The organism is Klebsiella sp. BIGb0149 (assembly GCF_004362605.1).
In the GTDB taxonomy this organism is placed as follows: domain Bacteria; phylum Pseudomonadota; class Gammaproteobacteria; order Enterobacterales; family Enterobacteriaceae; genus Klebsiella; species Klebsiella terrigena.
Map to the genome: position 1 here is coordinate 550,438 of NZ_SNYG01000002.1, position 26,689 is coordinate 577,126.

The window sequence follows — 26,689 nt, forward strand, 5'->3', positions numbered from 1 at the left end:
GCTATCAACAATAACCGCTACGGCTCTGTGGAGAAAAACGGGTTACGCCCCGCCGCGCAGCATGGTGCAGAAGGCGCAATGGCAGCCGGGCACCGGCGTCGCGCTGCAGGTGCCTAAGGTGGAAGTCTGGAAACCGGCATCGTTGTGGCTATAAAAATTGCTGACGATGTTATCTTCCGATTTTCTCAGCTCGGCGGTGCTCACCTCCGCAGAAGCCGCGCTTTTGGCCTGGAAGGCCCAGGCCGTCGGGGAACTAAAGGCAACGGTTAAAAGTACTATGCGATAAATTTTCATCTCAGAAGCGCGTCCCGGGCCAGTTATCGATGCGAAAACCCTACCACAGCGCCCGTTCGGCGCCAGCGCTATATTGCACAATAAATACATTGTTACAATATAACATCCACCTTTACGCGGGTCGCAGGCTATCCAGGACCGGGCGCTTTGTTTATATTGCGGATGTTATCATATAACACCATCGGTTCTTCGTCTCAGCGGTGACTTCAGCAGATCGTTTGCCCGGGTTGCGTCGGGCAGGGACGGATCAACTGGAGAGTCTATGGCGCAGTCCCCCTCACCCGAGAGTCGCCCTCGGGACGCTTCGCGAAGCCGGCGTTTGCTCATCGCGCAGGCCATTCTGTACGCCCTTCTCGCCATCGCTGGCGCGATTTATCTGTTCCTGGCGCTGTTTTCCGTCACGGGGTTCTGGCTTCCGGTAACGCGCCTGATGCTCGCCGCGGTGCTGGTCGCGCTGGCGTTTGTCGAAAACGCGCTGCGCTGTGAAGGCGGCGGGAGACGGGCCCCGCCGTCCGCCGGGAGCCCGGAGGACGAGCCGACGCTTCTGGGCCGGCTGCTGCCGGAAAGCGTGCAGGCCTGGCTTCGCCATTTTCATCAGCATCTGGCCACCACCCTGATCGCCGCCGCGCTCGCCGGCGCCTTTGCCATCGCCAATATCGCGGATGCCCGGCCCGTTGACCTGGCCGACGCCCCGCGGCCGATCGCCGTCGGCTTCTTTATTCTGCTCTGCTTTACGCTGCTGCTGCTCGAACGCATGCTCAGCTTCCGCCCCCTTCGCGGCTGGCCTCATCGGCAGCAGCACGTGGGGCTTGCCCGCCTGATGCTCAGCCTCTTTCTGCTGCTCACCCTCTCCCTGCTGGCGGCGATGGCGTTCCCCGCCCCCGCGCTGTGGGGCATTAAGCTGGCGAGCCTGACGATCCTGCTGGTGGCGCTGGAGTATGCGCTGCGCGCCCTGGCCGCGATGGCCTCTCCCCCAGCGTCGGACTCCGCTCCCCGCTTTCTGACCCGCAGCCTGCTGGCCGCGCAGTATCAGTGGCCGCCGCGGCCGCTGCTGCACGCCCTGGACTCATTTCAGCAGCGCTTTGGCGTCGATCTGCGTCAGATCCACGCTTTTCGTCTAATGGGCCGCCGGCTTGTACCGGTGACCCTGGGGATCGCGGCGCTGGGCTGGCTGCTCAGCGGGCTAACGGAGGTGGGGCTGCATCAGCGCGGGATATACGAGCGTTTTGGCCGGCCGATCGCCGTGCTGGCTCCCGGCCTGCACGCCGGACTGCCGTGGCCCTTTGGCCGGGTGGTCGCCGTTGAGAACGGCGCGGTGCATGAACTCCAGCTCAGCGATATCACCGAGGAAGCGCAGCCTGATCGCCAGCCCGACGACGCCGCAGAAGGCCCGGCGCCGCAGAGCAGCTGGCGGCTGTGGGATAGCAGCCACGCCACGGACCAGTCCCAGGTCATCGCCAGCGCCGCTATGGACAAGCAGAATTTCCAGATAGTGAATATGGATATCCGCGTGATCTGGCGCATTGGCCTCAGCGATCGGGATGCGCTTAACAGCCAGTATCAGACCGAAGACCTGGCGGTGATGATTCGCAGCATCGCCCGGCAGATACTGGTGACCCAGTTTGCCAGCAAGCAGCTCGATGAACTGCTTGACGAGCAGCGGGCGACGCTGGCTACCGCGCTCAGCCAGCAAATCCAGCAGCGTCTTACGACCCTCAATACCGGCGTGGAGCTGCTGTTCACCCGCATAGAGGCCATTCATCCCCCCGCCGGAGCGGCCAACGCCTATCACGGGGTGCAGGCCGCGCAGATCGCGGCAAATGCGCTGATCGCGCGCGAACAGGGCTATGCGGAGAAGGTCGGCCGCGAAGCGCAGCGTAACGCCCTGACCGGCCTGAATAACGCCGAGGCCTCCGCCGCCGAAAACCGGTCGCGGGCGCGGGCCGCCGCGGTGACCTTCTCTGCGGAACAGCAGGCGTGGCAGCAGGCGGGAGAGGCGTTTATTACCGAGCGACGCTATCACATTTTGAGCCAGGCGCTGGCCCATACTCCGCTGCTGATCCTCGATAACCATCTTCAGGGGACCAGCGAACCGGTGCTCGATCTCCGTCAGTATCCCGCTTTATCCGACAGTACCGCCCCACAGAAGGCCAGCACACCATGAAGATCCGCGCGATAACCGCCACCCACGTAGCCCCGAATGCCGTTAAGCGGCAGATCTCTCCGCCTGCCCCGCTGCGCCGCAGGCGCGGCATTCGCCTCGGCGTGGCGGCATGTCTGGTCACGCTGGCGGTATTAACCGCCTGCCTGCTGGAAGTCCGCGCCGGGAGCGCCACCGTGGTGACCCGCTTTGGCGATCCGGTACGCGTCCTGCTCGCCCCCGGCCTGTCATGGCGGCTGCCGGCGCCTTTTGAAACGCCGCTGGACGTCGATCTGCGCATTCGCTCCACCTCCAGCGGCCTGCAGGACGTGGGCACCCGCGACGGATTACGGGTGCTGGTGCAGGCCTGGGTTATCTGGAAGGTCAAACCCGATAACGACAACGTGCTGCGCTTTATTCGCGCCGTGCAGAACCAGCCGGATGAGGCCGCCCGCCAAATCCGCACCTTTGTCGGCTCCGCGCTGGAGACTACCGCCAGCAGCTACGCGCTGTCGGACATCGTTAACGTCGATGCTAAAAAGGTCAAAATAGCCCAGCTGGAGAGCCAGCTGCAGTCGCAGCTGCAGGCCCAGCTGCTGAAAAGCTACGGCATTGAGCTGATCCAGACCGGGATCGAGCGCCTGACCCTGCCGGCCGTCACGCTGAACGCCACGGTGGACCGCATGCGCGCCGAGCGCGAAACCATCGCCACCGAACGCACCGCAGAAGGCAAACGTCAGGCGGCGGAAATCCACTCCCGGGCGGATCGCGATGCGCGCATTCTGCAGGCCGACGCCGCGGTGAAAGCGGCGGCCATCAGCGCCGACGCCCAGCGCGACGCGGCCAGTATCTACGGCAAGGCGCGGGCCAGCGACCCGCAGCTGTACGACCTGCTGCGTTCGCTGGATACGCTGAGCACAATTGTTAACGCCAGCACCCGCCTGGTGCTGCGCACCGACGCGGAGCCGTTCCGCACCCTGGTGCAGGGCCCCGCGCCGTTGACCGGGACGCCGCAGCCATGACCTCAGCATCGCCGGGCTCAACGCCCTGGGGCCAGTCGTACCGCATCGCCTTCTTTACGCTGTACGGCGCGGCTATTCTTGCCGCCGGCGCGTGGCTGTTCTCCTGTATCCATCCGGTGGCCCCCGACAGCCGGGCGGTGGTCTTCCAGTTTGGCAGGCCGATCCGCGTGGCGAACGCGGGGCTGCTGTTTGCCTGGCCGCATCCCGTCAACAGCATTGAGCTGGTGCCGGCCGCCGAACGCATTCTCGAACGGGACGTGGCGGTGCTGCGCCGCGATCGGCAGCTGGAGCAGATCAACAACTGGGAGCGCGACGGCGATGCCGGCGCCGGTGCAGGCTATCTGTTAACCGGCGACGAAGGCGTGGTGCAGCTGGACGTCCGCGTGTTCTGGCGGGTCAGCGACCCTGTCCGCTTCGCGCTACAGCGTGCGCACATCGCGCCGCTGATCGATCGCCTGACCGAACGCGCCGCGGCGGTCGTCTGCATGGAGCGCGGCCTGGACGCGATTCTGGTTGCCAGACCGGAGAGCCCGCAGAACGACCGCCACTCGGCGGAGGAGCGCATTCGCCTGCGCAGCAACTTCAGGCGCAGCATGGCGCAAAGCCTGGCGCAGATGGCCGCCGGCGGCAACGATCCAGGCATCGTCATCGAGCGCGTCGATATCGTTTCATCCCTGCCGGCTAACGCGGTGGCGGCCTTCAACGCCGTGCTCACCGCCAGCCAGCAGGCCGATAAAGAGATAGCCAGCGCGCGCACCGCGGCCACGCTGCTGAGCCAGCAGGCGCAGCAGCAGGCGGATCGCACCATCCAGCAGGCAGAAGCCGGCCGCCAGGAGACCCTGGCGAAGGCCAGCGTTGATACCCGGACCATCCTGCAGCTGGCGCAAACCCGGCGCGACGGCAGCGATGGCGGGCTGCTGCTGCGCCTGTGGCGCGACGCGGTCAGCCGCATTCTGTCGCAGGCCGGACAGGTTATTACCGTCGCCCCCGGAGACGACAGCCGCCTGATCCTTCAGGGCCTTCCCCCCCAGCCGGCCACCCCGCCGACCAGCGAGAAATCACCATGAGCCAGTCGTGTAGCCACGGGCATATCCACTTCAGCAGTCATCTCCAGACCCCGGCGGAGCAGCGGCGGATGGCGCGTCGGCTGACGCTGGCGATGATAACCATCGGGCTGCTGTTGCTCAGCCTGCTCTGGCGCGCCGTGGCGCCGGATCAGCCGGCGATCGGCGATATTCTGGCCGGCGTGGCCTGGCTGCTGGTTGCCGTGCCGGTATTTCGCGCCGGCTGGCACAGCCTGCTGCACCCGGATCTCCACGGGGTGACCGATCTGCTGATCGTGCTGGCGATGCTGGGCGCGTGGGCGCTGGGAGATCTGATGACCGCCGCGCTGCTGCCGGTGATCATGATTTTCGGCCATATTCTGGAAGAGCGCAGCGTCATGGGAACCCGCCAGGCCATCGCCGGGCTGAGCAAGCTGGCGCATAGCCGGGCGAGACGCCTGCGCCAGGACGGATCGCTGGAGAATATCGGCAGCCAGCAGCTGCGGCCCGGCGACGTGGTTGAGGTGCGTGCGGGCGATCAGATTCCCGCCGACGGGAAGATCCTCTCCGGTAACGCCAGCCTCGATGTGGCCTCCATTACCGGCGAATCGGTCCCGGCGGAGGTCTGCCCGGGGATGTCGGTCTTCGGCGGAACGCTAAACCTCAACGGCCTGCTGCGCCTCGAGATTACCCATACGGGCGAGCACTCCACCCTCGGGAAGGTGCTGGCGCTGATGCAGGATGCCGAGCGGGCAAAACCGCCCATTACCCGGATGCTGGAGCGCTACGCCGGACATTATCTGATCCTCGTGCTGCTGATCGCCGCAACGACCTGGTTTTTGACCTACGACAGCCAGGCGATGCTGGCGGTGCTGGTCGCGGCCTGCCCCTGCGCCCTCGTGCTCTCCGCCCCGGCCACCTCGATGGCGGGGATCGCGGTGGCTGCCCGGCACGGCATCCTGATCCGCAACGCGGCCTTTCTTGAAGAGCTGGCGGACGTTGATGCGGTCATTATTGATAAAACCGGCACCCTGACCCAGGGGCGGCTGCGGCTGGTTGACGTGGTTCCGGCAACCTCGCGCCCGCGCGAATCTCTGCTGCGGCTGGCCTCGGCGCTGGGCGCGGCGAGTAATCACCCGGTGAGCCGGGCGATGGCTGGCGCCCTTCCTGCAGATAATGAAGAGATGACGCTGCGGGAGGTGGAGGAGATTCAGGGGCTAGGGGTCGTCGCCACCACCGCTGCCGGCCGGGCTTTGCTGGGGCGAAAAGAGCTCTTTGACCGCTATCGGGTCGCGGTCGCCCCGCTCCCCGACCACGACGGCCCGACGGTCGGTCTCGCGGAAGGCGGCGTTTTTCTCGGCTGGCTGCTGCTCGACGATACGATCCGCCCCGAGGCGCCGGAGGCCATCGGGATGCTGCAAAATCTCGGCATCGGCCGCTTCCTGCTGCTGACCGGCGATCGCCTGGCCGTCGCGCAGCGCGTGGCGCAACGGACGGGCATTGACGAGCTGGCGGCCGAAGCGCTGCCGGCCGAAAAGCTATTGCAGGTGCAGCAAGCAGTCAGTGAAGGATGGCGCCCGATGGTGGTTGGCGACGGGATCAACGATGCGCTGGCGCTCAAGGCCGGTGCCGTCGGTATTGCTATGGGCAGCAACGGCGCCGATATCGCGCTGGCCTCCGCCGACGTGGTGCTGACCGGCAGCGACTTACGCCGTCTGCCGCTGGCGGTAAGGCTCAGCCGCCGGTGCCGCGCCACCCTGCGGGTCAACGTCTTTATCGGCCTTGGCTGGACGATTTTAATCGTGATTGCCGCGGCGATGGGGCTGCTCGGCGCGGCGGGCGCCCTGGTGGCGGCGATACTGCACAACCTCAGCACCCTGCTGGTGCTGCTCAATACCGGGAGGCTGCTGCAGTTCGACGACCGGCGCGGGAAAGATGAGCGCGCGGGCAACGAGCCGCGCTCGTAAAAACAGGCGCGCTGCGGCCCAGGGCCTGGCACTGCTCTGCCGGCGCCTGACGGGTCAGCGCGCAGGGAAAATTAATGCTCTGGGTTGAGAGAGCGGCAAACGACAAAAAAGCCCGCTTAAGAAAACTTAAGCGGGCTTTTTAAATATAGCTTCGCGGACTAAATGCAATGTTTGTCTCTCTCATTTGATCCCCAAAAACTGAATTTTTCGCCTTAAATGGATCGCTTATTAAGAGCCAAAGATGAAGTATTCTTTGCGATGTGATTTTTTTCGCGATTGGTTGACCCTTGTTCACAATCCAGGGCAGGATTGCCTACAGGCCGCCGAGCCGCTGCGGTTTCAAAGGGGCCCTGAAGATATCAGGAAAGAGCAGGAGCGCGAAATGATGGTAACCTTCACAATCCCATACGTAATATTTATTATTGGTGTTGCCTATAACATCCAGCAAACGTTAGATGCCACAGGAATATCCCTTGTTACACCTCCAGCAATCGATTCCAGCGGCTATGCCATGATCACGGCCTTTGATATCCAATATGGTATCGGGTTCTTAGTTTTCTTTCTGTTGATATATTTGATGTTGCTTTTTGTTTTTTCTATGGTCGCCGCCTACTGCGTTGGACGATGGAAAGGATTGCTGGCTGGGGTATTTATTTGGTGCGTTCCGGGAACGCTTTCGGTCTTAGGGTATTGGCCTAAAATTCAATTCTTGCCAGAGATTTATAACGTATGGGGTGCAGGCTATTTAGGTAGCGCGGTGGGCATGACCTGCCTGCTCATCATGGGATTAATTACCGGCTGGAACTTATTTATCATTCTTACGGATATCTTTAGCTTACAGGACCGATTTCGCCATTTCTACGATCATGTTTGGTACTCAATGGCGATTGTCGCAGCGGTATTTTTTGTTGCTGATACCGGCGCTGGAGAGAATCAACGGCACCTGCAGGATGACACTCAACAGTTCCAACAAGCAAGCACCTATCTGGCAGATCAGCTTCGCCAGTACGATCGGCATTGTGCTCAAGAAAAGCTAAATTTGGCATCGTGTGCCTGGGCTCATCGTATGCGGCAAGAGTTGGCAGAATATGCCACTTACAATGATAAATTAATTCTCGCGCTGGTGCCGAAAACAACCCGCGAAATCTACATTATTTATAACAGAGATGCCGACAATAATACTGCCCAAAAAATCCGCGAGGAGCTTGATACATATAATCAAGCAACCTGTCAAAATGGCCCTGGCTCGTACGATTGCGTAAGGACACCGTCCGTTTATTGTTTAATCAGCGATCCGCCAAAGAATTTTTATGATTATTCTCACCACCAAACGATCGTTGCGAACGAATGTATTATTCCAACGTTAGTCCTTTTACAAAAAAGAATTGCTAGTGAAACGAAGAAAGTCAGCGCATCTTCCGAACAAAAGCATATACGCTGGTTTTTCTACTTTTTACTTTCTGTCCTTGCCGGCGGTAAAGTCGCTAATGCAACCGCACGCTGGAGCAAATCTGGCAAAAACAGGGCCGGCTTAGGGGATAAACGTCGGATAATCGGTATGATAAGCGCCGCCTGGGGATTTTTGATTGCATCTTCCCGGCAGATTTTCTGCATTCTCAATCGATTATTTTGTCGGTTATTAACGCAGTGCGCAAAGCTAAGAACGGCAATTAAGCGGTCAGTAAACGGAAGGCCGGCAGAAGATCGTGATGAGACGTAGAGCCGGCTACCCGCATAGCGCGGGAAAGATGCCTTCGGTGAGGATACGGTTGCTGACATGCGCTCACCCCTGTTCCTGTAAGTAGCGATGGACAAACGTCACGGCCATCGCCCCCTCGCCAACGGCGGACGCAACGCGCTTCACGGAACCATGTCTGACATCCCCCGCGGCAAAAGAGCCGGGCACGCTGGTTTCCAGATAAAATGGCTGGCGGGCTAATGGCCAGTTCTCGGGCCAGCGGCTCTCTCCGAAGAGATCGGACCCGGTTAGCAGATAGCCTTCAGAGTCGCGCAAAATATGCGTTTCGCTGGCCCAGTCGGTGTTGGGCTGGCCGCCAATGCAGACAAAAAGTCGGGAACAGGCGTGGCGACTTTTTCCACCCGATAACCGGTCGTGAAGAGTAATCGCTGCGAGGGAATCTTCGCCTTCCAGCTCAGCTATCTCGCTATTGAAGATGACCTTTATATTGGCTTTTGCGGCGATACGCTGGATTAAATACGTCGACAATGTCTGAGACAGGCTGCTTCCCCGTACCAGCATCGTGACCTGAGCAGCATATTCAGCAAAGTGCATCACCGCCTGGCCTGCCGAGTTGCCGCCCCCCACCACATAAACATGGTCATTCGCGCAATAAGGCGCCTCTGCTGCTCCGGCGCCATAAAACAGGCCGTGACCGAGGAACTTATCTTCGCGGGGTAAATTAAGGCGGCGATACTCAACGCCGGTGGCGCAGATATTGGTTCTGGCGGTCAGCGTCTCGCCATTGGCAAGACGAACATGGATTTTGCCATCCTTAAAATGGGCCTTCACCCCTTCACTCATGGTCACCAGCTCAGCGCCAAACTTAATCGCCTGCTTGCGGGCCCGGTCCGCCAGCGCAGCCCCGGAGATCCCTTCGGGAAAACCGAGATAATTTTCGATTAATGAACTGGTACCCGCCTGGCCGCCTGGAGCCTGGCGCTCAATTAATATGGTTCGCAGACCTTCGGATGCGGCATAGACGGCGGCGCTTAGTCCTGCCGGGCCCGCGCCGTAAATGGAGACGTCATATTCGCGATATTTGGGCAACGTGATGTGGCCTAAATAAGCGGCGATATCATGCACTCCCGGGGCGAACAGGCGAACCTGTCCCGGAAATTCAACAACGGGAAGACGCAGGTCATTGAACCCTGACACCCCTAATGCCGATAAACACTCTTCTTCACTATTTAGTTCAATCCATTCAAAGGTAACCGCGCTACGCGCCAGATAGTCCCGAAGCAGATAGCCTTCCGGCGATCCCGCCCGGCCATAAATGCGTATGCTGTTTGTTTCTTTATCGATCATTTTTAGCAACCTCACCATGCAGGGATTGAAGAGCATCAGACGTTCAGAGCGCGGGCTTCTCTTGAGATTTACGGGCAATCGCCCTCATGATGGCATCCTCAATGAGATTTAACGGCTGCGCGCCGGAAATCGTCTCGCCTTCAATGTCAAAATTCGGTACGCCGCGGATCCCGGTGGCGAAGCTGATTGCTGCCCTGGTCTCTTTTACGCCAGCATCGCCGGAGAGGTAAGCCAGCGCTTCCGCTCTGTTGAGGCCGTTTTCCCCGGCGATATCAGCCAGAACGTCCACATCGCCGATATCGCGGCCCTGCTCAAAATAGCCATGGAAAATCCCATTGGCGACGGCATCAGCGGCGCCATGCCGGTGGGCCAGATTCATCAGACGATGCGCGCGGAAGGTGTTCGGCGTCTTCTGCATTGCGTCGTAATTAAACGCGATATCATCCTCCGCGGCAGCCAGAATGGTTTTTCTGTCCAGCGACTGGCTGTACTCCCAGCTGCCAAATTTGGCGGAACGGTAGTTCTTACGATCGACGCCTTCTACCGGCATCGTGGGATTAAGCTCGTAGGGCTGCCAGAGAATTGTCACCTCCACGTCATCGGGTAAACGACGAATCACCTTTTGCAGACGGCGTTCGCCAATAAGGCACCACGGGCAAATAAAATCAGAAGTGAGCTTGACGGTAATATTCATATTGACTCCTGCTGGCTATGAGTGGGTCGGGAACAACATTGCGTTTAAAAGATGATTGGCGCGAAAGATGAAATACATTAACGGACGGCTACGGCGTATTGATATTTAATCTCCTGATGATGGTGACATATCAATTGACATCAGGCGGTTGCCCATGTTCATTCCCACCTGCTTCAGGTATTTACCGAGATGGCGCTGCTCCGGCTCCCAGCGCGCCAAAGCGGCATCGATATCGTCAGGATAATTCAGAAATGCCCACCGTAACGCCAGGGCATTTGCCGCCGCCTTGGAAGTGCTTGCCGCCGTGTGTGGACGTGGAATAGACGCCGCATCGCCAAGCAATAGCACCCGATCTTTCACCATGCTATCAACGGCCAGATCGCGAATAGATTGCGCGAAAGGCTCTTCTGTCGCCAGCACCACGTCTCTGAACCCTGGCGGCAACATCCGCGCGGCCTCTTCATAAATATGGCTTTTCCATTTTTGCGCGATGACGCCTTCAGGTAGAGAATGCCCGCGCATTACGCCATTTTTATCGGTCATCACGGATTCGCGAGTCGCGTCGTCCATAACGCGATACCACACCCAGTTATAAAGCCGGTGCCCCGGACGCAGATCGTTATTTATCCCCGGAACGAGGTAGCCCAGAATCTGCGAGCCCTTATTATCGGCAAACGCAAAGTTGCCATGAAGATCGAGGCGCGCGCGCTCCGGCAGCCGATCTTCACGAATCAGCCCTCGCCAGGCGATATAGCCAGAATAGGTCGGGGTTTCACCCGGCCAGAGCAGCTGGCGGACGGTGGAGTTATTGCCATCAGCGCCAATCAGAATGTCGCCTTTTATATGGCTACCGTCCTCAAACCACGCGGTAACGCCCTCTTTTTGCGAATCGATACGCTGCAGTTTTTTCCCCTGATGGTAATTCTCTTTGCCGGTGGTGGTCAGTAATGTCGAATAAATTAATGACCATGAGGTTTGCATTTGTGGGGCCAACTGTTTGTATTCAACCGTACCGTCGGGATTATAAAAAATGCGGTATTGGGAACGAACGCCCATCTCATCCCATTTTTTATTAACGCCGCTTTCCTGAATCACCTCCACCACCTGCGGCTGAAGCACGATCCCACCGCCCTGGCTATCGAGATTTTTTGCCGAGCGTTCGAAAATATCCACATCCCATCCGGCTTTTTTCATCATATTTCCGGCAAAAAGTCCACCAAGGGAACCGCCGATAATAATGGCTTTTTTAGGTCGGGTAATATCTGACACAGGCACCTCCACATTTTATTTATGCCGCCCAGGTAAGGGCATAAATAATAATTAACTGTCTGGCTGCTGACGTTAACCATAACAGCCTCAGCGCTAGCGGAGAATACCAGCAAAACCGGAAACACTATTGCGTAGCACGCAAAGCTGACTGGTATTCCTCACTCAAAACAGGCTAATGTAAGGACTCACCCAGGCGTTTTTCCTATACGAGAAAGTTAAAGCTATGGATATGTTTTCGTCCTTACAGGCGCTGGTCGCGGTGGTTGAGGAAGGCGGATTCTCTTCCGCCGGCCGGCGCCTGTCGCTTGCCACCTCTTCCGTCACCCGGCAAATTGACACGCTTGAGCAATATCTTGGAACGGTGCTGCTGGTTCGCTCAACCCGAAAGGTATCGTTAACCGGGGCCGGAGAGCGGTACTACCAGCATGCCTGCAGGATTATGGCCGATCTCTCCTACGCTAACTACGAAGCCCGCGACCACTCCGGTATGCCCCGCGGGATCCTCAGAGCCAGCCTGCCGGTATCCTGGTCACTGCAATATTTAGCCACTTTACTGCCTGAATTCATGAAGCAATATCCGCTTATCCGACTTGAACTCACTTTTACTGACGATGTGGTCGATCTGGCTGAGAACCGGCTGGATCTCAGCATCCGGCTGGGGAAAATTTCTGCGCAAAACGTCATTGCCAAAAAGCTGCTGTTGCAAAAGCGCGTTCTTTGCGCCAGCCCGGCCTATCTTGCTGAAAAAGGCGTGCCATTGCTGCCTGCCGATTTACGACGCCATAATTGCCTGCTTTTCTCCTACTCTTCCGGTCAGACAAAATGGTTTTTCTTCCGCGATAAAACGGAAGGCGTCAGCGTTGAGGGAAACCTTAGATGCAACAATTCTCAGATACTCAGGCAGGCGGCTTTGGGCGGACAGGGTATTGCTTTGCTTCCGGACTGGCTGGTGAATAACGACGTTCAGCGCGGCGACCTGTTAGCGCTGTTTCCGGATATACGCGTTGATGTGACCGCTGACGAGGATGAATCCGCGGTGTATGCGCTTTATCATCCAAGCCGCCGCGACATTAAAATGGTGAAATTATTTGTCGATTTTATTTATCAGTTCCTCAACCAGCAGGCGGCAGAGGAAGCTGATATTTTCTGCGGGAAGCCAGGCTAAAGCAGCACGCCTGGTTATTTATCTAAACTAGCGGCGGATAAACGCCAGCACATCTTGATTAAACTGCCCGGCATTTAGCTGAGCCAGACCGTGGCTGGCGCCGGGATAGATTTTCAGCTCGGCGTCTGCGATTATCTTCGCGCTCTTAATGCCTGCCGCAGCAATGGGCACAATTTGATCGTCATCGCCGTGAATAATCAGGGCTGGCTTATCGATTTTTTTCAGATCGTCCGTATAGTCGACTTCGGAAAACTCACGGATACAGTCATACTCCCCTTTGATGCCGCCCTGCATCCCCATCCGCCAGAACGATTCGACCAGGCCATCATTGGTGGCGATATTTTCGCGATTAAAGCCATAAAACGGTACCGCCAGCTCGCGGAAGAACTGCGAACGATTGGCTGCGGTGCCGGTGCGGATATTGTCGAAAACCTCCAGAGGCGTGCCCTGCGGGTTATCAGCCGTTTGCAGCATTAGCGGTGGAACCGCGCCGACTAACACCACTTTTGCCACGCGGGATGATCCATGGCGGCCGATATAGCGGGCGACTTCCCCACCGCCGGTTGAATGGCCAATCAGTATCGCATCATGCAGATCAAGATGGTCGATCAGCTCTGCCAGATCGTCCGCGTAACGGTCCATGTTGTTGCCTTCCCACGGCTGCTCGGATGCGCCGTGCCCGCGGCGGTCATGGGCGATAACCCTGAAACCGTTCTGCCCGAAGAAAAGCATCTGTGCGTCCCAGGCGTCTCCGGAAAGCGGCCATCCGTGAGAGAAAACAACCGGCTGACCTTTGCCCCAATCTTTATACGCGATGCGAATATTATCTGAGGTAGTGAAATGGCTCATTATCGTTCTCCTGAAATTAACGGCATTAATTAGGAAACTACACCCCGTGTCGGGTGCAGTTAACTTAAACGACAATGTCAGAGGTGATAACCCGGGGAATATACAACGTAGTTTTGCATCTGGTGCAACGCTGGCGCCGTTCAGGGTATCCGGCTGTTTTTATGTCCGCGCCGTGTTCCGTGCTGGGCGCCAAATTTGCCCGATGTGGAGGGAAAACTGAAAATGCACCGGGAAGATTTTCCACGCTTGCTCATTGAATCAAAATCACGAAGGGATTCTCAAAGAAGCATGAAAAAGCCCGCTTAAGTTTCCTTAAGCGGGCTTCTCGAATTTGGCTCCTCTGACTGGACTCGAACCAGTGACATACGGATTAACAGTCCGCCGTTCTACCGACTGAACTACAGAGGAATCGTGTGAACGGGGCGAATATTAACGGCGACGCCCGGCCTTGTCAAAGGCTGTTTCGCACATTTCAAACCGTTTGCCGATTTATTCTCCACTTTGGGCGAAATTTGTCGTTTCGCCCAGAAAATGGTTAGGTTTCGCGCACCTGGCTTTTGCTTCGCGGATATTTCCACAGCCAGCGCCCGCTGACCATCCGGCAGTAGAACAGCGCGCCGCGTACCGCCCAGTCAAGCACCATCCCCAGCCAGACGCCAATCACGCCCATACCGAGTACGATGCCCAGCGTATAGCCCGCCACGACGCGGCATCCCCACATCCCCAGCATCGACACCCACATGGTGTAGCGTACGTCGCGAGCGCCTTTAAACGCGCACGGCAGGGTCCAGGACATCGCCCAAATCGGCATAAAGAAGGCGTTCAGCCACAGCAGCTCTTTCACCACCACTTTGACATCCTCTTCGCTGGTATAGAACGAGGCGATCAGGTTAGCAAACGGCGCGGTTCCCCACGCAATTACCGTCAGGATGATGGTCGATAGCCAGAATACGTGCCACGCCTGGCGCTCCGCCTGCCCAATCTGGCCTTTTCCCAGCCGGGTGCCGGTAATGATGGTCGACGCGGAGCCCAGCGCGTTTCCCGGCAGATTAATCAGCGCGGCGAAGGAGAAAGCGATAAAGTTGCCGGCTATGACGTTGGTGCCCATGCCGGCGACGAACATCTGCGTCAGCAGCTTGCCGCCGTTGAACAGCACCGATTCAATGCTCGCCGGGATGCCAATGCCCATCACTTCCCAGATAATGGCAAAGTTAAGCGGTTTGAAGTAGCTCTTCAGCGAGATGCGCAGCGCGGGATTAAACCCGACGGCTAATACCCACACGATCGCCACCGCTCCGATGTAACGGGCGATGGTCAGCCCCAAACCTGCGCCGACAAAGCCGAGCCCTGGCCACGAGAAAACGCCGTAAATCAGGATGCTGCTGATAATAATGTTGATGATGTTCATCCCGCCGTTAATCAATAGCGGGATTTTGGTATTGCCTGCCCCGCGCAGCGCGCCGCTGCCGATCAGCGCAATCGCCGCCGCCGGGTAGCTCAGCACCGTCAGCTCGAGATAGGTTAAGGCCATATCCTTAACCTGGGGCAAGGCGTCGCCGGCGACAATATTGATAATTTCTTTGCCAAAGGCGTGTATCACCACCGCCAGCAGAATGGAGAACAGCGTCATAATTGCCAGCGACTGCCGCGCGGCCGCGCGCGCGCGTCGCGGATCGCGCTTGCCGAGGCTAAAGGCAACCACCACCGTCGTACCGAGATCGATGGCGGCAAAGAACGACATGATCACCATATTAAAGCTGTCGGCCAGCCCAACCCCGGCCATCGCCTCTTTACCCAACCAGCTCACCAGGAACGTGCTGACTACGCCCATCAGCAAAACGCAGCTATTTTCCAGCAAGATGGGGACCGCTAGCGGGCTGATTTCACGCCAGTAAAGTACGCGATAACTCTTACGTTTTTTGAACCAGGATGTTCGTTCTACGACCCTGCGTGCTGCGGATGTGACGTTCAAGGGAGACCTTAGTGAGAAAAGTTGAAACTACATTTCAAATGATGATAGAGAAATGCTAATCCTGCAAAGCATTTTTCCTTCTAAATTGTCGGTAATTACAACAAATTGTTGATAGAAGCGGCGGTTGGTCGACAGGGGCAGAATAGATGTTTGACAAAAATTTTTTCGCCGCTAAGATACGACCCCACACGATTCCTCTGTAGTTCAGTCGGTAGAACGGCGGACTGTTAATCCGTATGTCACTGGTTCGAGTCCAGTCAGAGGAGCCATATTCAAGAAGCCCGCTTAAGGAAACTTAAGCGGGCTTTTTTTCGATAAAAACTTAGTTCAACTCTTATACAGTTGCAAATTGCTTCTGTACCGCGGCGGCTGTGCGATGGAATGCTACGCCCTTATCATCAAAGAGATGCGCATGATTTGCCGGGATCGCTAACCCGACTTCATCACCCAGCCCCAGATCCTGCTCTTCGGAATGCCTTACCAACAGAGGATCAAATCCGTCAACGGAGACATAGAAGTAAGCGGCTTCACCAAGGTGTTCGATATGCTGAATCTTTCCGACCAGATGCGCTTCCCGTTTATCGACGAGGCGTAAGTGCTCGGGGCGAATCCCCACTTTTACCCGCTCGCCTGAACGCGTGGCGGCCGTATTGACCTGTACTTCAATTTCTTTGCCGCCCCCTCCCAGACGTACTCTGGCGCTCTGGCCCGTTCCTTTAACCAGTTCCCCCGGCAGGAAATTCATTTTCGGTGAACCAATGAATCCGGCCACAAATTCATTCACCGGATGGTGATATAACTCCAGCGGATGACCGACCTGCGCGATCGAGCCCTCATTTAGCATTGCTGCTCCGCTGTTCAGTAGCACTATCTTATCCGCCAGCGTCATCGCTTCAACCTGATCGTGAGTCACATAGATCATGGTGTTGCCAAGCTGATGGTGCAGTTTGGCAATTTCCACCCGCGTTGCGACGCGCAGTGAAGCATCGAGGTTAGACAACGGTTCATCAAACAGGAAAACATCGGGCGCGCGAACGATAGCCCGCCCGATGGCAACACGCTGGCGCTGACCACCGGAAAGCGCCTTTGGCAGACGTTGTAGCAGCGGCTCAAGCTGCAAAATTTTCGCCGCATTCATAACGCGACGTTCAATTTCAGCCGGTTCGGTTTTCGCCAGCTTCAAATTAAACGCCATGTTGTCATAAATAGTCATGTGCGGATAAAGCGCATAGCTCTGAAATACCATCGCCACACCACGATCGGCCGGAGCCAGACGATTTACTACCTTATTACCAATCGAGATCTCTCCAGAAGTAATGGTTTCCAGCCCGGCAATCATGCGTAATAGCGTCGATTTGCCACATCCCGATGGCCCGATAAACACACAAAACTCACCGTTTTTGATTTCCAGATCGACCTGATTAATCACCTGCGTGTCATGGAAGCGCTTAAATACATTGCTCAGACGTATACCAGACATAATTTACAACTCCTCTCTTCTGAGCTACTTAACGCCGCCCATGGTTAAACCGCGTACCAAATGTTTTTGTACCATCAGACCGAGTACCAGCATCGGCAACATCACCAGCGTTCCTGCTGCCGTCAGCGGCCCCCACTCCGTTCCCTGGAAGGTCAGGAATGAAGTGATCGCGACGGGTAGCGTTTGTGTGGAGTCACCGGAGAGCGTCAGGACAATCTGGAATTCATTCCAGATAAAGAACAGCGTCAGGACACCCGATGCCGCCAGCCCGGTACGTGCCAGCGGCAGCATAACGCTCAGGAACACGCGCCACTCGCTGGCGCCGTCAACGCGGGCTGCCTCGCGGATCTCAGGCGGAATATCTTCAAAAAAGGTGGTGATCATCAGGATGGTGAAAGGCACATTCGCCACGGTGTACACCAGAATCAGCACCAGATAGCTGTCAGTCATGCCCAGCCGGGTTATCAGGTAATAGACCGGTATTACCAGCATGATCGCTGGCGCATAACGCAAACTCATAATGAACTGCTTAGCCTGGCCCTTACGTTCGATGAAGAACACCAGGCCGTAGGCAAACAGTGCGCCAAACACCAGACACAGAAACGTCGACACCAGCGAGATCAGCAGGCTGTTGCCAAACGCACGGACAAAGTCGCCGTTGCTCAATACCTGTCTGTAGTTATCAAGAATCGGCGTAAACCACAGCTTTGGCGGCATGGCAAAGGCGTCGATATAGGTTTTAAACGACATCGTCACCAGCCAGTAAATCGGCAACAGGAAGAACGCCAGAATCACGGCCAGCACGAGGTAAAATCCGGCTCTCCGGCAGATAAACTTCAAGGAATCACTCATCTTTCATCACCTTTTTACTGGCAAATGACAGGACCGCGATCACCAGCAGCGTATTGATAATGGCAATCACCACCGCCGCGCTAATACGGAAATCCTGGAATCCGGTGAGATAGGCATACATGTTGGTCGTTTCCGTTGCGAGCGCCGGGCCGCCACGGGTCATCACGTAGATAAGATCGAAAGATTTGAAGGCATCAATCATGCGCAAAAACAACGCCATCAGGACGATCGGTTTCATCATCGGTAATTTAATAAACGCCAGCAGACGCCAGCCGCGAGCGCCATCCAGCTCTGCCGCTTCCAGAGGCTCATTCGGCAGCGCATCCAGACCCGCGGAGACCAGCAGAATAATGAACGGCGTCCACTGCCAGATATCCGCCAGGATCAGCGATGCCATTGCGGTGTTTGTGTTGCCTAGCCAGTCAATCGGTGCGATGCCGAAAAAACCGGCCAGCCAGTTGAACAAACCGGCGTTGGGATCATAAAAAATACGCCAGATAAGCCCGGCTACGATGGGCGTGACAATCATCGGCAACAGTAACAGCGCTCGTACCAGCTTACGGCCAACAAAGTCACGGCTGATGAACAGCGCAATGGCGCTGCCAAGTACCAGCTCTGCTACCGTGGAGCCCACGACATATACCAGCGTGTGCCACAGAGAGAGCCACATGCGTGGTTCTTTCAGCACCTCGATAAAGTTCGCCAGGCCGATAAAATCAAACGGCGGTGGCGACATCAAATCGATGTCGTACACTGACAGGTAGATGGCGTAACCCAGCGTGTAGAACGAAACCAGCAGCAATACAACCAGTAACGGCAGTGTAAACGCCTGCTGCGTGAGTTTTGCTTTCATAGTTTTACCTGGACCTGCGTAAGGAATTCACTTCAGCCGGTGCGCACAAACGCACCGGCTGAAAATGGTTAACGGGACAACGCTTTATCGTTACGGGTGTTCGCTGCCTTCAGCGCGCTTTCAACTGACCGCGTACCGGCCAGCGCTTCGGACAGGGCGATGCCTGTAATGTTGATGATCTGTGTGGACTGCGGAACGGTCGGCAGGTACTTCGCATTACCATTCTTCAGCGCCGCCAGCATGCCATCCTTGAAAGCGCCGTAGCGTTGGGTGAAAGCATCACTGTTAATGGCGCTGAGTGAGCTCACGCCTGCGTTCGGGTTCAGCGCCACCGACTTCACCTGCGTCTGCTTGTTGGTCGCCCAGCTGATAAACTTCCAGGCTGCATCCTGGTTCTTGCTGTCGCTGGAGATATACAGGCCATGTACCTGAAGCGCGCCGCTGTTACCCGGACGATCGCCAGGCTGGGCAGGTACCGGCGCGTAGCCCACCTTACCGACGACAGAGGACTGTTTCGGATCTTCGTTAAAGCCGCCGTTGACGGTTGAGTCGATAGTCATGGCCGCTTTGCCCTGCTGGAATACCAGACGGTTTTCCTGCCAGCCAAAGTTAGCCGCGCCGATCGGGCCATAATTTTTCAGGACATTGACAAAAGCTTTCGTCGCCTCAATCGCCTGCGGCGATGAGATGGCAGATTTGCCGCTACTGTCGATCCACTGGCCGCCGTAGCCCCACAGGAACGCTGCCCATGCGAAAGTATTCTGAATCCCCTGCGCTCCGCGCAGCGTGATACCGGCAACCTGACCGTTGGTTTTCTCTTTGATGGTCTTCGCCGCAGCCGTCAGCTCATCAAAGGTTTTCGGTACCGCAATACCGTACTGCGCAAAGAGATCTTTGCGGTACATCAGGAAGGTGCTTTCGCCGTAAACCGGCAGCCCGTAGTAACCCTCGTTATACCGCAGCGTCCCGGCATAGCTCGGAACGAAATCCCCACCGTCATAAAATGTGCTATCACTCTTCATCCACTTATCGACGGGGACAATATAGCCTGCCGAGGCATAACCGACCGCGTGGACCCAGTCGTCCATGACGACGTCATAGCGTCCGCTGTGCGAGGAGAAGGCCAGCAGGGCTTTGGAGGTCAGATCGCTGTAGGGCACAATCTCAGCCTGGACCTTAATGCCGGTCTCTTTCTCAAACTCCGGTAATAATGCTTTTATGGAATCGCTGGTACTGTGGCCTTCCAGCAGGACACGAATGGTTTCCTGCGCGCTGGCGTTACCCGCCAGCAGCAACGTGCTGATCATACCTGCGATCGCGATTTTCTTTATGCTCATCTCATCACCTGGTTATTCAGTCAGAATGTCAGACCCGGACGATCTCTCCGGTACGGGCAGAGTCCATAATGGCAAGGGTAATGCGCAGGGCTTCGTTAGCCTCTTCGCCGGTTGCCACGCTGGTTGAACCGCTGCGAACATCGGCCAGGAATGCCATCAGTTCCTCGCGCAGATCGCCTTTGATTTCCCCCTGACTCAGCGGCCAGTGCTGGGTGTCGATATAGCGGTTCATATTTTCAGAGGCGTGATACAGACCGGACTCCCCACATTCAATTTCAATCAGGCCCCTGGTCGCAAGAATCGTCATTTTGGCATCAAGCAGCGTGCGTGAACCCGCCGGCAGCGCCCACGAGCTTTCCAGATTCACCACGGTTCCATCGTCAAAGCGGATGATGGCGAAGACTGAATCTTCTGTACCCAGGTGACCCAGCAGTTTGTTAGTGGTCTGCGCATAAACGCTTACCGGACTGGTGTGCTTCAGCAGCCAGAGGATCATATCAACGTCGTGAACGGTGACGTGCAGCGGCAACGGCAGGCTGCCGCCGTAACGGGCCGGTCCTTCAATCGCAGGGCTGTTGCGACGGGCGGTAATATGGCTCACTTCTCCTGCACTGCTGGTCGCCAGGATCTCCTGAGCACGGGAGTAGCGCGGATCGAAGCGCAGCAAAAAGCCAATCCCCAGCTTCACATTGGCGTCACGCGCTGCCCGGATGATGGCTTCGCCATCTTCCATTGTGGCTGCGATCGGTTTTTCGAGAAAAATATGGGCCCCCACTTTAGCCGCCGCGAGCGCGGGGGCAAGATGGAAGTCATCTTTGGTGCAGATACTTACGATGGCCGGTTTTTCCTGCTCCAGCATCTGGTTGAAATCTTCATAGCAGTTCAGCTGCGGGATCCACTCCTTCAGCGCTTCGCTGCGGGATAAGTCCGGATCGGCCACGCCAACCACCTCTACGCCGTACATCTGCTGCCAGATTCTGGCATGCATTGCCCCCATGAAACCTGCGCCGATGACGCACACTTTAATCACGCTGTCTGTCATTTCACTTTCCTCAGTACCGGGTTTGAAAAATTGAGTAACGCTTCCTGCAACCTGTTCGGTAATTCAATTAACATGCCAGAAAAATGCCAGATTAATACCAATAATGTAAAATCCTTTAAAATCAAAGCAATTAACATTTTAAGGCACATTATTTCAACATATTTAACCTGTTATACTGCCTGCTTTTTCGTGTTGTCCAGCACATTCATGGTGCTTTTGATCAAAATTAGAGCACCATCACGAAGCGTCAGGTATTAAATAAAAATACCAATTTACACATCTGGTATTATTGTGATTATCTATTTGGCAATGACAAAACCAACAGGAGTGAAAAAATGGCGATCGACATAAATCGACTCAAAGATCGGCTGGTTGTATCTTGCCAGCCGGTAACCGATGGACCGATGGACCGCACAGATATCGTGGTCGCGATGGCGCGCAGTGCGGAACGGGCCGGAGCCAGCGCGGTGCGCATTGAAGGAGTGGATAATGTCCGTCAGGTTTCCAGACACCTGGATATTCCCGTTATCGGGATTGTTAAGCGCGATCTGGAAGATTCGCCGGTGCGCATCACTCCCTTCCTGAACGATGTATCAGCCCTGATTGCTGCCGGAGCCAGTATCATTGCGATTGATGCCACGGCGCGTCCCCGCCCGGTAGCCGTGGCGGAACTTTACCGGCTTGCCCGTCAGTCTGGCGTACTGGTAATGGCCGATTGCTCAACGTTAGCGGAGGGTATCGCAGCCGCAGAGCTGGGATTCGATCTGATTGGCACAACGCTCTCCGGTTACACCGCCGAAACCTCGGATCAGCCAATGGAACACCCGGACCTCGAACTTATTGCGCAACTTGCCGGCCGTGGTTATCGTGTTATGGCCGAAGGCCGCACCCGAACTCCCGCTCATGCGGCGGCGGCGCTTCAGGCCGGGGCCTTTGCGGTAACGGTGGGTTCGGCTATCACGCGTGTTGAACATATTACTGAGTGGTACAACAGCGCCCTCGCCGCGGTTGTTCACGGGAGAACGTCAGCATGATCCTGGCTCTGGATATTGGTGGCACCAAGCTTTCCGCAGCCTGGTTCGAGGGTCAACGCTGCATTGACCGTCGGCTGGTCGCCATGCGCTATGATGAAGCGGGGTTTCTTACCGCCCTTCGTGAAGTCACGCAGTCGGATTATCCGATCGAACGCGTCGCGGTAGCGGCGACGGGCTACCTGCGGGAGGGGCGGGTCTGGTCGGTGAACCAGAACACGATCCCATTCTGGAAAGGCTTTCCTCTCGGACTGGCGTTAGAGCAGCTGTTTACCTGTCCGGTTATCATGCTGAATGACGCGCAGGCCGCAGCGTGGGGAGAGTTTCTGCCGCGCCGCGAGCAACGCGCTAACCTGCTATTTATCACGCTTTCTACCGGCGTCGGCGGAGGGCTGATTTGTGACGGGAAGCTGCGTATTGGTCCGCACGGACTCTCCGGACATATCGGTCATGCGACGGTGAACATCGCACCAATGGACCCGGAGTCAGGCACCTGCGGCTGCGGCCGTACCGGTTGCCTGGAGCACGTTGCGTCCGGCACCGCGCTGGCGCGACAGGCCACGGCACTCTTCGGACGCCCTTTCAACAGCCGCCAGCTTTTTGCGCTGGCCGGTACAAACCCGCAGGCCGACGCCATTCTTAATAACGCCGCCAGAGCGGTCGCCCAGGCGATAGCCGATACGCTGATGGTTGTCGATATTGAAGAGGTGGTGATTGGGGGAAGCGTGGGTCTGGCAGATGGCATGCTTGCCCGGGTGCAAAAGGCGCTGCAGGAACTTCCCGAGCTGTTTAAGCTGCCAGTGACTCCCGCGCTGGGAGGCGGCGATGCAGGGTTACTGGGTGTTGCTGATTGGGCACAACACCAGTAACGATCGTTACATACCCGTCGAGATATCGCGCTGGAGCTCAACAAGAAAATCGTAGCTGTCGCCCCGATACCAGGTATGGGTATATTCAATCGGGCGACCATCCTCGAGGTAGCAGTGACGCTCAACGTGCAGCGCCGGACTGTGTACGGGCATATCCAGCAACTGGCTGTGATCGCGATTTAGCGGCTCAGCCCGAATGCGCTGTAACGCGCGTGCCGGCATGAAACCGTGCAGCTGGAGCACGGCGTACAATGAATCGCTCAGTTCATCCATATCAGGAATAAATATCTGCGGCACCACCGCGATTTCCACTGCCATCGGCCGGTCGTCGACGGTACGCAGGCGCTTAAGCCGCCATACCATCGCTCCGGGAGACAGATTCAGGGCAATAATCTCGGAAGGAGAAGCATACGTCAGTTCCTTCTCCAGCCAGCGACCACCGGGCTGATAACCACGTGAAATCATATCTTCACTAAAGCTGGTCAGCGATGAGAGCGGTTTTTCTACCCTTCCGGCTACGGTACTGCGCGCCCCACGTCGCTGTACGATGACCTGTGCGTTTGCCAGCTCACTTAATGCGCGCCGTACCGTGACTCTGGATAGGCTCAACTGTTCCGAAAGTTCACGTTCACTGGGAATGGCATAACCCGGCTTGAGCTCACCACGGCCGATCATGTCACGAAAACCTCTCTCCAGGCGCAGATAAAGCGGTCCGGCCCCACGATTCGCATCGTCGCAATACGTTTTCAGTGTCTCAATGAATTTTCGTTCCACGCCTTCACCATCCATTCCCCAGACATACTTGAAGATTACCTGATGTTACCAGTCCGGCATAGCGCTGATGATACCATTTTGTCCAACTGGTATCTTCTGGTATGGCTACTAGCCACAATGACAGGCAATCGCACAATGAATGATTCACCCTATCAGGTCAGGCACTGCGCCAATGAGCGTCAAATAAGCATTGGCAGGGTTGCACTGGCCGTCTGCTGACTTGCCGTGATGTAGCGATTGTCATGCGTAATAAGCTCTCCGACCAAAACCTCGACCAGCAGCATCGCGCCAACCTTGGCGCTTAGCGAGCCCGCGCTCAGTGGCCCTTCCGGTCTGGCTGCCACCAGCAGCATATCAGCCAGATCGCCCAGCGGACTACGCAGAGTATTGCTCAGCATCAGCACGCGTGCCTTACGTTTTTTGGCAAGCCTGACCACGTGCAACAGGTCTTTAGTCGAGCCGGAGCTGGAAATAGCAACAACCAGATCCCCCTCTCTGAGCGTGGATGCGTTCATCGCAGCACGGTGCATATCGTTAAACATCAGAGCGGCTTTGCCCAACCTAAGTAATCTGTAGTGCAGATAGTCCCCGGTGATGGCACTGGCCGCTACGCCATAAATTTGTACTGATGCCGCTTCATGCAGGGCAATTCCTGCCTGTCGTAGAACCTCACGATTGATAAATTTACCGGTATCTCTCAGCGCCTGAACGGATTCTTCAACCAGTTCGCCAATACTGTCCTCTCCGGTCGGGGCATCCGGCTGATTCTGCTGAATGTCCATGGCCATCGCCATTTTAAACTCGGTATACCCTTTACAACCTAAGTGACGGCACAGTCGGGTCACGCTCGCTTCGCTGGTTTCACTCTCTCTCGCCAGTTCAGTGATGGTCAGATACAGCACTTTCTGGGGCCCGGAGAGAATAAAATCCCCGAGTCTTTGCAATGTCGGGCTATAGCCCGGCAGGCCTTGCCGCAAATGCAGCAAGATATTCTCATTTTCCGTCATCGGACCCGTCTCTATTATCTCAACTCACGCCATAGTGTGGCGGAAAGCCCCCCGATAAAGCCAGCAGATTCGCTCAGATGTGAAATCCGTCAAAAAGTTGATGTTAATTTTCACCGAGCAATTCATATTGTGATAATAATTTTCACCAACACAACTTATCGAGGGAAAAAAATGTCACTTTTCAGCGGTGCCTCTTCGGGAGGCTGGTTCGAGAAAGCACAGCGTTTCGGGAAATCCTTTATGCTCCCCATCGCCGTGCTGCCTGCGGCAGGGTTGTTACTTGGTATTGGTGGCGCACTTTCAAACCCAAATACCATTAAGGCATACCCTTTCCTTGACGTTGCCTGGCTGCAGGGCGTTTTTACTATCATGGCGAGCGCGGGATCGGTAGTCTTTGCCAACCTCGCCGTGCTGTTTGCCGTCGGGGTGGCGGTCGGTCTGGCAAAAAGTGATAAAGGTACCGCCGGCCTCGCTTCCCTGCTGGCCTACCTGGTGATGAATGCCACTATTAATGCATTACTTAAACTGACCGGAGTGCTGGCAGCGGCTAACCTGAGCTCGGTGGGTCAGGGTATGGCGCTGGGCATTCAGACGCTGGAGACCGGGGTGTTTGGAGGCGTGGTGATTGGACTCGTCACCTCACTGCTGCATAACAGATATAACAAAATCGCGTTGCCACAGTTTCTGGGCTTCTTCGGAGGGTCACGCTTCGTACCGATTATCAGTTCACTGATCGCCATTCTGGTTGGCGCCGCGATGACTATTATCTGGCCACATTTCCAGAAACTGATTTTCGGTCTGGGTAGTCTGGTTGATGCAACCGGCTACTTTGGCACTTTTATCTATGGTTTTGTGCTACGTATGCTGGGTCCGTTCGGCCTGCATCATATTTTCTATCTGCCATTCTGGACGACGGCTCTGGGCGGTAGCGAAATCGTCAACGGGCAGTTGGTTGAAGGCACACAGCGCATCTTCTTCGCTCAACTTGCCGATCCCAATACGCATCAGTTCTATGTCGGTACCTCGCGTTTTATGTCCGGGCGTTTCATTACCATGATGTTCGGCCTGGTGGGTGCATGCCTTGCGATGTACCACACCGCCAAACCCGAGAATCGTAAACTCGTGACCGGTCTGCTGTTGTCTGCGGCACTCACCTCATTCCTGACGGGTATCACTGAGCCTATTGAGTTCTCTTTCCTGTTCGTTGCGCCGGTGCTGTACGTCATCCATGCGGTGTTTGACGGTCTGGCGTTCATGATTGCACACATTCTGCATATCACTATTGGCCAAACATTCTCAGGCGGGCTTATCGATTTCATCCTGTTTGGCGTGTTGCAGGGGGAGGATAAGACCCACTGGTTATACGTTCCTCTGGTTGGTATTCCATGGTTCTTCCTGTACTACATCACTTTCCGCGTTGTCATAACCCGCTTCAATTTTAAAACCCCAGGTCGTGAACAAGCCGGTGTTGAAAGTGCACCGATTCAGTCAGGCGAACGTCCGCAGCAGGTTATTACCGCGCTCGGGGGTAAAGAGAACATCGCTGAACTGGACTGCTGCGCTACCCGCTTGCGCATTACGCTTGTTGATGGAAGCAAAGTAGATGAAGTGTTACTGAAAGGTACGGGTGCCCGGGCAGTCATCGTACGTGGCAACGGCGTACAGGTCATTTATGGACCTCACGTTACCATTATAAAAAATGAAGTTGAGGAGTTACTCGCGCTATGAAGCCATCCATGCTGTCGCTGATTCGGGGAAAACTCATCGTCTCCTGTCAGGCGTTGGAAAACGAACCGTTGCATAGCCTATTTATCATGTCAAAAATGGCCGCTGCCGCCGCTATCAGGGCAAACAGCCTGCTTGACGTACAGAAAATTATGGACACGGTTGACTTACCCGGTATCGAGGAAGGCAACGTTGAGAGGCCTGAGAGGGCCGCAAACTGTCTGAGACCAGGCGCTCATGAGGTTGTGGTGGCGGTGC

Annotated in this window: 23 protein-coding genes, 2 tRNA genes and 2 pseudogenes; 12 read left to right on the forward strand and 15 right to left on the reverse strand. The window is 56.4% G+C overall.

From position 1 onward, the window contains the following. Window positions 1-42: 42 nt before the first annotated feature. Window positions 43-294, reverse strand: a complete 252-nt coding sequence (locus EDF75_RS09450; RefSeq protein ID WP_133598773.1) for a hypothetical protein — start codon at window positions 292-294, stop codon at window positions 43-45. Window positions 295-556: 262 nt separating this feature from the next. Here EDF75_RS09450 and hflK point away from each other — a divergent pair, with 262 nt between their 5' ends. The 5 genes from hflK to EDF75_RS09475 all read left to right on the forward strand — a co-directional run bounded on the left by hflK (window position 557) and on the right by EDF75_RS09475 (window position 8,186). Next, on the forward strand, window positions 557-2,458 hold the full coding sequence (gene hflK / locus EDF75_RS09455) for a protease modulator HflK (RefSeq protein ID WP_133598775.1): 1,902 nt from the start codon (window positions 557-559) through the stop codon (window positions 2,456-2,458). Further along, complete coding sequence (locus EDF75_RS09460) at window positions 2,455-3,456, forward strand: SPFH domain-containing protein (protein ID WP_133598777.1); 1,002 nt, start codon at window positions 2,455-2,457, stop codon at window positions 3,454-3,456. Before hflK ends, EDF75_RS09460 begins: the two co-directional genes overlap by 4 nt. Next, window positions 3,453-4,523 (forward strand): SPFH domain-containing protein, encoded by a 1,071-nt coding sequence (locus tag EDF75_RS09465; protein WP_133598780.1) that lies wholly within the window; start codon window positions 3,453-3,455, stop codon window positions 4,521-4,523. Before EDF75_RS09460 ends, EDF75_RS09465 begins: the two co-directional genes overlap by 4 nt. Next, complete coding sequence (locus EDF75_RS09470; protein ID WP_133598782.1) at window positions 4,520-6,466, forward strand: heavy metal translocating P-type ATPase; 1,947 nt, start codon at window positions 4,520-4,522, stop codon at window positions 6,464-6,466. The genes EDF75_RS09465 and EDF75_RS09470 overlap by 4 nt, the downstream gene beginning before the upstream one ends. A 382-nt stretch (window positions 6,467-6,848) precedes the next feature. Then, the gene (locus tag EDF75_RS09475; RefSeq protein WP_133598784.1) at window positions 6,849-8,186 is read left to right on the forward strand and encodes an ATP synthase subunit B family protein; all 1,338 of its coding nucleotides are present in this window, start codon (window positions 6,849-6,851) and stop codon (window positions 8,184-8,186) included. 63 nt (window positions 8,187-8,249) lie between these two features. On the opposite strand, the gene EDF75_RS09480 is transcribed toward EDF75_RS09475, so the two are convergent. From EDF75_RS09480 to EDF75_RS09490, 3 genes are all read right to left on the reverse strand, one after another. Next, window positions 8,250-9,512 (reverse strand): NAD(P)/FAD-dependent oxidoreductase, encoded by a 1,263-nt coding sequence (locus EDF75_RS09480; RefSeq protein WP_133598786.1) that lies wholly within the window; start codon window positions 9,510-9,512, stop codon window positions 8,250-8,252. Window positions 9,513-9,555: 43 nt separating this feature from the next. Beyond that, the gene (locus tag EDF75_RS09485) at window positions 9,556-10,206 is read right to left on the reverse strand and encodes a DsbA family oxidoreductase (RefSeq protein ID WP_133598788.1); all 651 of its coding nucleotides are present in this window, start codon (window positions 10,204-10,206) and stop codon (window positions 9,556-9,558) included. Window positions 10,207-10,311: 105 nt separating this feature from the next. Then, complete coding sequence (locus EDF75_RS09490) at window positions 10,312-11,475, reverse strand: FAD binding domain-containing protein (RefSeq protein WP_133598790.1); 1,164 nt, start codon at window positions 11,473-11,475, stop codon at window positions 10,312-10,314. A gap of 229 nt (window positions 11,476-11,704) precedes the next feature. Here EDF75_RS09490 and EDF75_RS27305 point away from each other — a divergent pair. Together EDF75_RS27305 and EDF75_RS09495 are read left to right on the forward strand one after the other, a co-directional pair. Further along, window positions 11,705-11,875, forward strand: a pseudogene (locus tag EDF75_RS27305) (LysR family transcriptional regulator); the annotation flags it as partial. A 39-nt stretch (window positions 11,876-11,914) separates the two neighbouring features. Next, window positions 11,915-12,640: a substrate binding domain-containing protein gene (locus tag EDF75_RS09495; protein ID WP_241782412.1), complete on the forward strand. Its 726-nt coding sequence runs from the start codon at window positions 11,915-11,917 to the stop codon at window positions 12,638-12,640. A gap of 27 nt (window positions 12,641-12,667) precedes the next feature. Here the strand turns inward: EDF75_RS09495 and EDF75_RS09500 are convergent, their stop codons facing one another. The 4 genes from EDF75_RS09500 to EDF75_RS27580 form a co-directional block, all read right to left on the reverse strand. Beyond that, complete coding sequence (locus tag EDF75_RS09500) at window positions 12,668-13,489, reverse strand: alpha/beta fold hydrolase (protein ID WP_133598794.1); 822 nt, start codon at window positions 13,487-13,489, stop codon at window positions 12,668-12,670. Between the two features lie 332 nt (window positions 13,490-13,821). Beyond that, window positions 13,822-13,897 (reverse strand) — tRNA-Asn (locus EDF75_RS09505). 127 nt (window positions 13,898-14,024) lie between these two features. Next, window positions 14,025-15,461, reverse strand: a complete 1,437-nt coding sequence (locus tag EDF75_RS09510) for an EmmdR/YeeO family multidrug/toxin efflux MATE transporter (RefSeq protein ID WP_133598796.1) — start codon at window positions 15,459-15,461, stop codon at window positions 14,025-14,027. A 95-nt stretch (window positions 15,462-15,556) separates the two neighbouring features. Further along, complete coding sequence (locus tag EDF75_RS27580) at window positions 15,557-15,649, reverse strand: DUF5951 family protein (protein ID WP_367575711.1); 93 nt, start codon at window positions 15,647-15,649, stop codon at window positions 15,557-15,559. A gap of 5 nt (window positions 15,650-15,654) precedes the next feature. On the opposite strand from EDF75_RS27580, the gene EDF75_RS09515 reads away from it, so the two are divergent. Continuing rightward, window positions 15,655-15,730 (forward strand) — tRNA-Asn (locus EDF75_RS09515). 65 nt (window positions 15,731-15,795) lie between these two features. Here the strand turns inward: EDF75_RS09515 and EDF75_RS09520 are convergent. From EDF75_RS09520 to EDF75_RS09540, 5 genes are all read right to left on the reverse strand, one after another. Then, a complete protein-coding gene (locus EDF75_RS09520) occupies window positions 15,796-16,941 on the reverse strand; it encodes an ABC transporter ATP-binding protein (RefSeq protein ID WP_133598798.1) in 1,146 nt (381 codons plus the stop codon). A gap of 24 nt (window positions 16,942-16,965) precedes the next feature. Continuing rightward, window positions 16,966-17,793, reverse strand: coding sequence for a carbohydrate ABC transporter permease (locus EDF75_RS09525; protein ID WP_133598800.1), 828 nt, complete (start codon window positions 17,791-17,793; stop codon window positions 16,966-16,968). Continuing rightward, entirely contained in the window at window positions 17,786-18,646 is an 861-nt protein-coding gene (locus tag EDF75_RS09530; protein WP_133598802.1) for a carbohydrate ABC transporter permease, read from the reverse strand. Before EDF75_RS09530 ends, EDF75_RS09525 begins: the two co-directional genes overlap by 8 nt. A 68-nt stretch (window positions 18,647-18,714) precedes the next feature. Continuing rightward, entirely contained in the window at window positions 18,715-19,983 is a 1,269-nt protein-coding gene (locus EDF75_RS09535) for an ABC transporter substrate-binding protein (RefSeq protein ID WP_133598804.1), read from the reverse strand. 28 nt (window positions 19,984-20,011) lie between these two features. Continuing rightward, on the reverse strand, window positions 20,012-21,025 hold the full coding sequence (locus EDF75_RS09540; protein ID WP_133598806.1) for a Gfo/Idh/MocA family protein: 1,014 nt from the start codon (window positions 21,023-21,025) through the stop codon (window positions 20,012-20,014). 335 nt (window positions 21,026-21,360) lie between these two features. On the opposite strand from EDF75_RS09540, the gene EDF75_RS09545 reads away from it, so the two are divergent. After that, a complete protein-coding gene (locus EDF75_RS09545; protein ID WP_133598808.1) occupies window positions 21,361-22,059 on the forward strand; it encodes an N-acetylmannosamine-6-phosphate 2-epimerase in 699 nt (232 codons plus the stop codon). Next, window positions 22,056-22,925 (forward strand): ROK family protein, encoded by an 870-nt coding sequence (locus tag EDF75_RS09550; RefSeq protein ID WP_133598809.1) that lies wholly within the window; start codon window positions 22,056-22,058, stop codon window positions 22,923-22,925. Before EDF75_RS09545 ends, EDF75_RS09550 begins: the two co-directional genes overlap by 4 nt. Before the next feature lie 6 nt (window positions 22,926-22,931). Here the strand turns inward: EDF75_RS09550 and EDF75_RS09555 are convergent, their stop codons facing one another. Then, on the reverse strand, window positions 22,932-23,714 hold the full coding sequence (locus EDF75_RS09555; protein WP_133598811.1) for a GntR family transcriptional regulator: 783 nt from the start codon (window positions 23,712-23,714) through the stop codon (window positions 22,932-22,934). Between the two features lie 164 nt (window positions 23,715-23,878). Next, the gene (locus tag EDF75_RS09560) at window positions 23,879-24,706 is read right to left on the reverse strand and encodes a MurR/RpiR family transcriptional regulator (RefSeq protein ID WP_133598813.1); all 828 of its coding nucleotides are present in this window, start codon (window positions 24,704-24,706) and stop codon (window positions 23,879-23,881) included. A gap of 171 nt (window positions 24,707-24,877) precedes the next feature. On the opposite strand from EDF75_RS09560, the gene EDF75_RS09565 reads away from it, so the two are divergent. Further along, the gene (locus EDF75_RS09565; RefSeq protein ID WP_133599432.1) at window positions 24,878-26,434 is read left to right on the forward strand and encodes a maltose/glucose-specific PTS transporter subunit IIC; all 1,557 of its coding nucleotides are present in this window, start codon (window positions 24,878-24,880) and stop codon (window positions 26,432-26,434) included. Next, window positions 26,431-26,610 (forward strand): annotated as a pseudogene (locus EDF75_RS27585) (N-acetylmannosamine-6-phosphate 2-epimerase); the annotation flags it as partial. The gene EDF75_RS09565 and the pseudogene EDF75_RS27585, both read left to right, overlap by 4 nt. Window positions 26,611-26,689 lie beyond the last annotated feature (79 nt).

Excerpts from the sequence above, each read along its gene's own strand:
- EDF75_RS09460 (WP_133598777.1), top strand. The coding sequence starts at position 2,455 with ATGAAGATCCGCGCGATAACCGCCACCCACGTAGCCCCGAATGCCGTT.
- EDF75_RS09525 (WP_133598800.1), bottom strand. The coding sequence starts at position 17,793 with ATGAGTGATTCCTTGAAGTTTATCTGCCGGAGAGCCGGATTTTACCTC.
- EDF75_RS09540 (WP_133598806.1), bottom strand. The coding sequence starts at position 21,025 with ATGACAGACAGCGTGATTAAAGTGTGCGTCATCGGCGCAGGTTTCATG.
- hflK (WP_133598775.1), top strand. The coding sequence starts at position 557 with ATGGCGCAGTCCCCCTCACCCGAGAGTCGCCCTCGGGACGCTTCGCGA.
- EDF75_RS09530 (WP_133598802.1), bottom strand. The coding sequence starts at position 18,646 with ATGAAAGCAAAACTCACGCAGCAGGCGTTTACACTGCCGTTACTGGTT.
- EDF75_RS09535 (WP_133598804.1), bottom strand. The coding sequence starts at position 19,983 with ATGAGCATAAAGAAAATCGCGATCGCAGGTATGATCAGCACGTTGCTG.
- EDF75_RS09480 (WP_133598786.1), bottom strand. The coding sequence starts at position 9,512 with ATGATCGATAAAGAAACAAACAGCATACGCATTTATGGCCGGGCGGGA.
- EDF75_RS09560 (WP_133598813.1), bottom strand. The coding sequence starts at position 24,706 with ATGACGGAAAATGAGAATATCTTGCTGCATTTGCGGCAAGGCCTGCCG.
- EDF75_RS09465 (WP_133598780.1), top strand. The coding sequence starts at position 3,453 with ATGACCTCAGCATCGCCGGGCTCAACGCCCTGGGGCCAGTCGTACCGC.
- EDF75_RS09520 (WP_133598798.1), bottom strand. The coding sequence starts at position 16,941 with ATGTCTGGTATACGTCTGAGCAATGTATTTAAGCGCTTCCATGACACG.
- EDF75_RS09470 (WP_133598782.1), top strand. The coding sequence starts at position 4,520 with ATGAGCCAGTCGTGTAGCCACGGGCATATCCACTTCAGCAGTCATCTC.
- EDF75_RS09555 (WP_133598811.1), bottom strand. The coding sequence starts at position 23,714 with ATGGATGGTGAAGGCGTGGAACGAAAATTCATTGAGACACTGAAAACG.
- EDF75_RS09450 (WP_133598773.1), bottom strand. The coding sequence starts at position 294 with ATGAAAATTTATCGCATAGTACTTTTAACCGTTGCCTTTAGTTCCCCG.
- EDF75_RS09495 (WP_241782412.1), top strand. The coding sequence starts at position 11,915 with ATGGCCGATCTCTCCTACGCTAACTACGAAGCCCGCGACCACTCCGGT.
- EDF75_RS09545 (WP_133598808.1), top strand. The coding sequence starts at position 21,361 with ATGGCGATCGACATAAATCGACTCAAAGATCGGCTGGTTGTATCTTGC.
- EDF75_RS09475 (WP_133598784.1), top strand. The coding sequence starts at position 6,849 with ATGATGGTAACCTTCACAATCCCATACGTAATATTTATTATTGGTGTT.
- EDF75_RS09565 (WP_133599432.1), top strand. The coding sequence starts at position 24,878 with ATGTCACTTTTCAGCGGTGCCTCTTCGGGAGGCTGGTTCGAGAAAGCA.
- EDF75_RS09550 (WP_133598809.1), top strand. The coding sequence starts at position 22,056 with ATGATCCTGGCTCTGGATATTGGTGGCACCAAGCTTTCCGCAGCCTGG.
- EDF75_RS09485 (WP_133598788.1), bottom strand. The coding sequence starts at position 10,206 with ATGAATATTACCGTCAAGCTCACTTCTGATTTTATTTGCCCGTGGTGC.
- EDF75_RS09500 (WP_133598794.1), bottom strand. The coding sequence starts at position 13,489 with ATGAGCCATTTCACTACCTCAGATAATATTCGCATCGCGTATAAAGAT.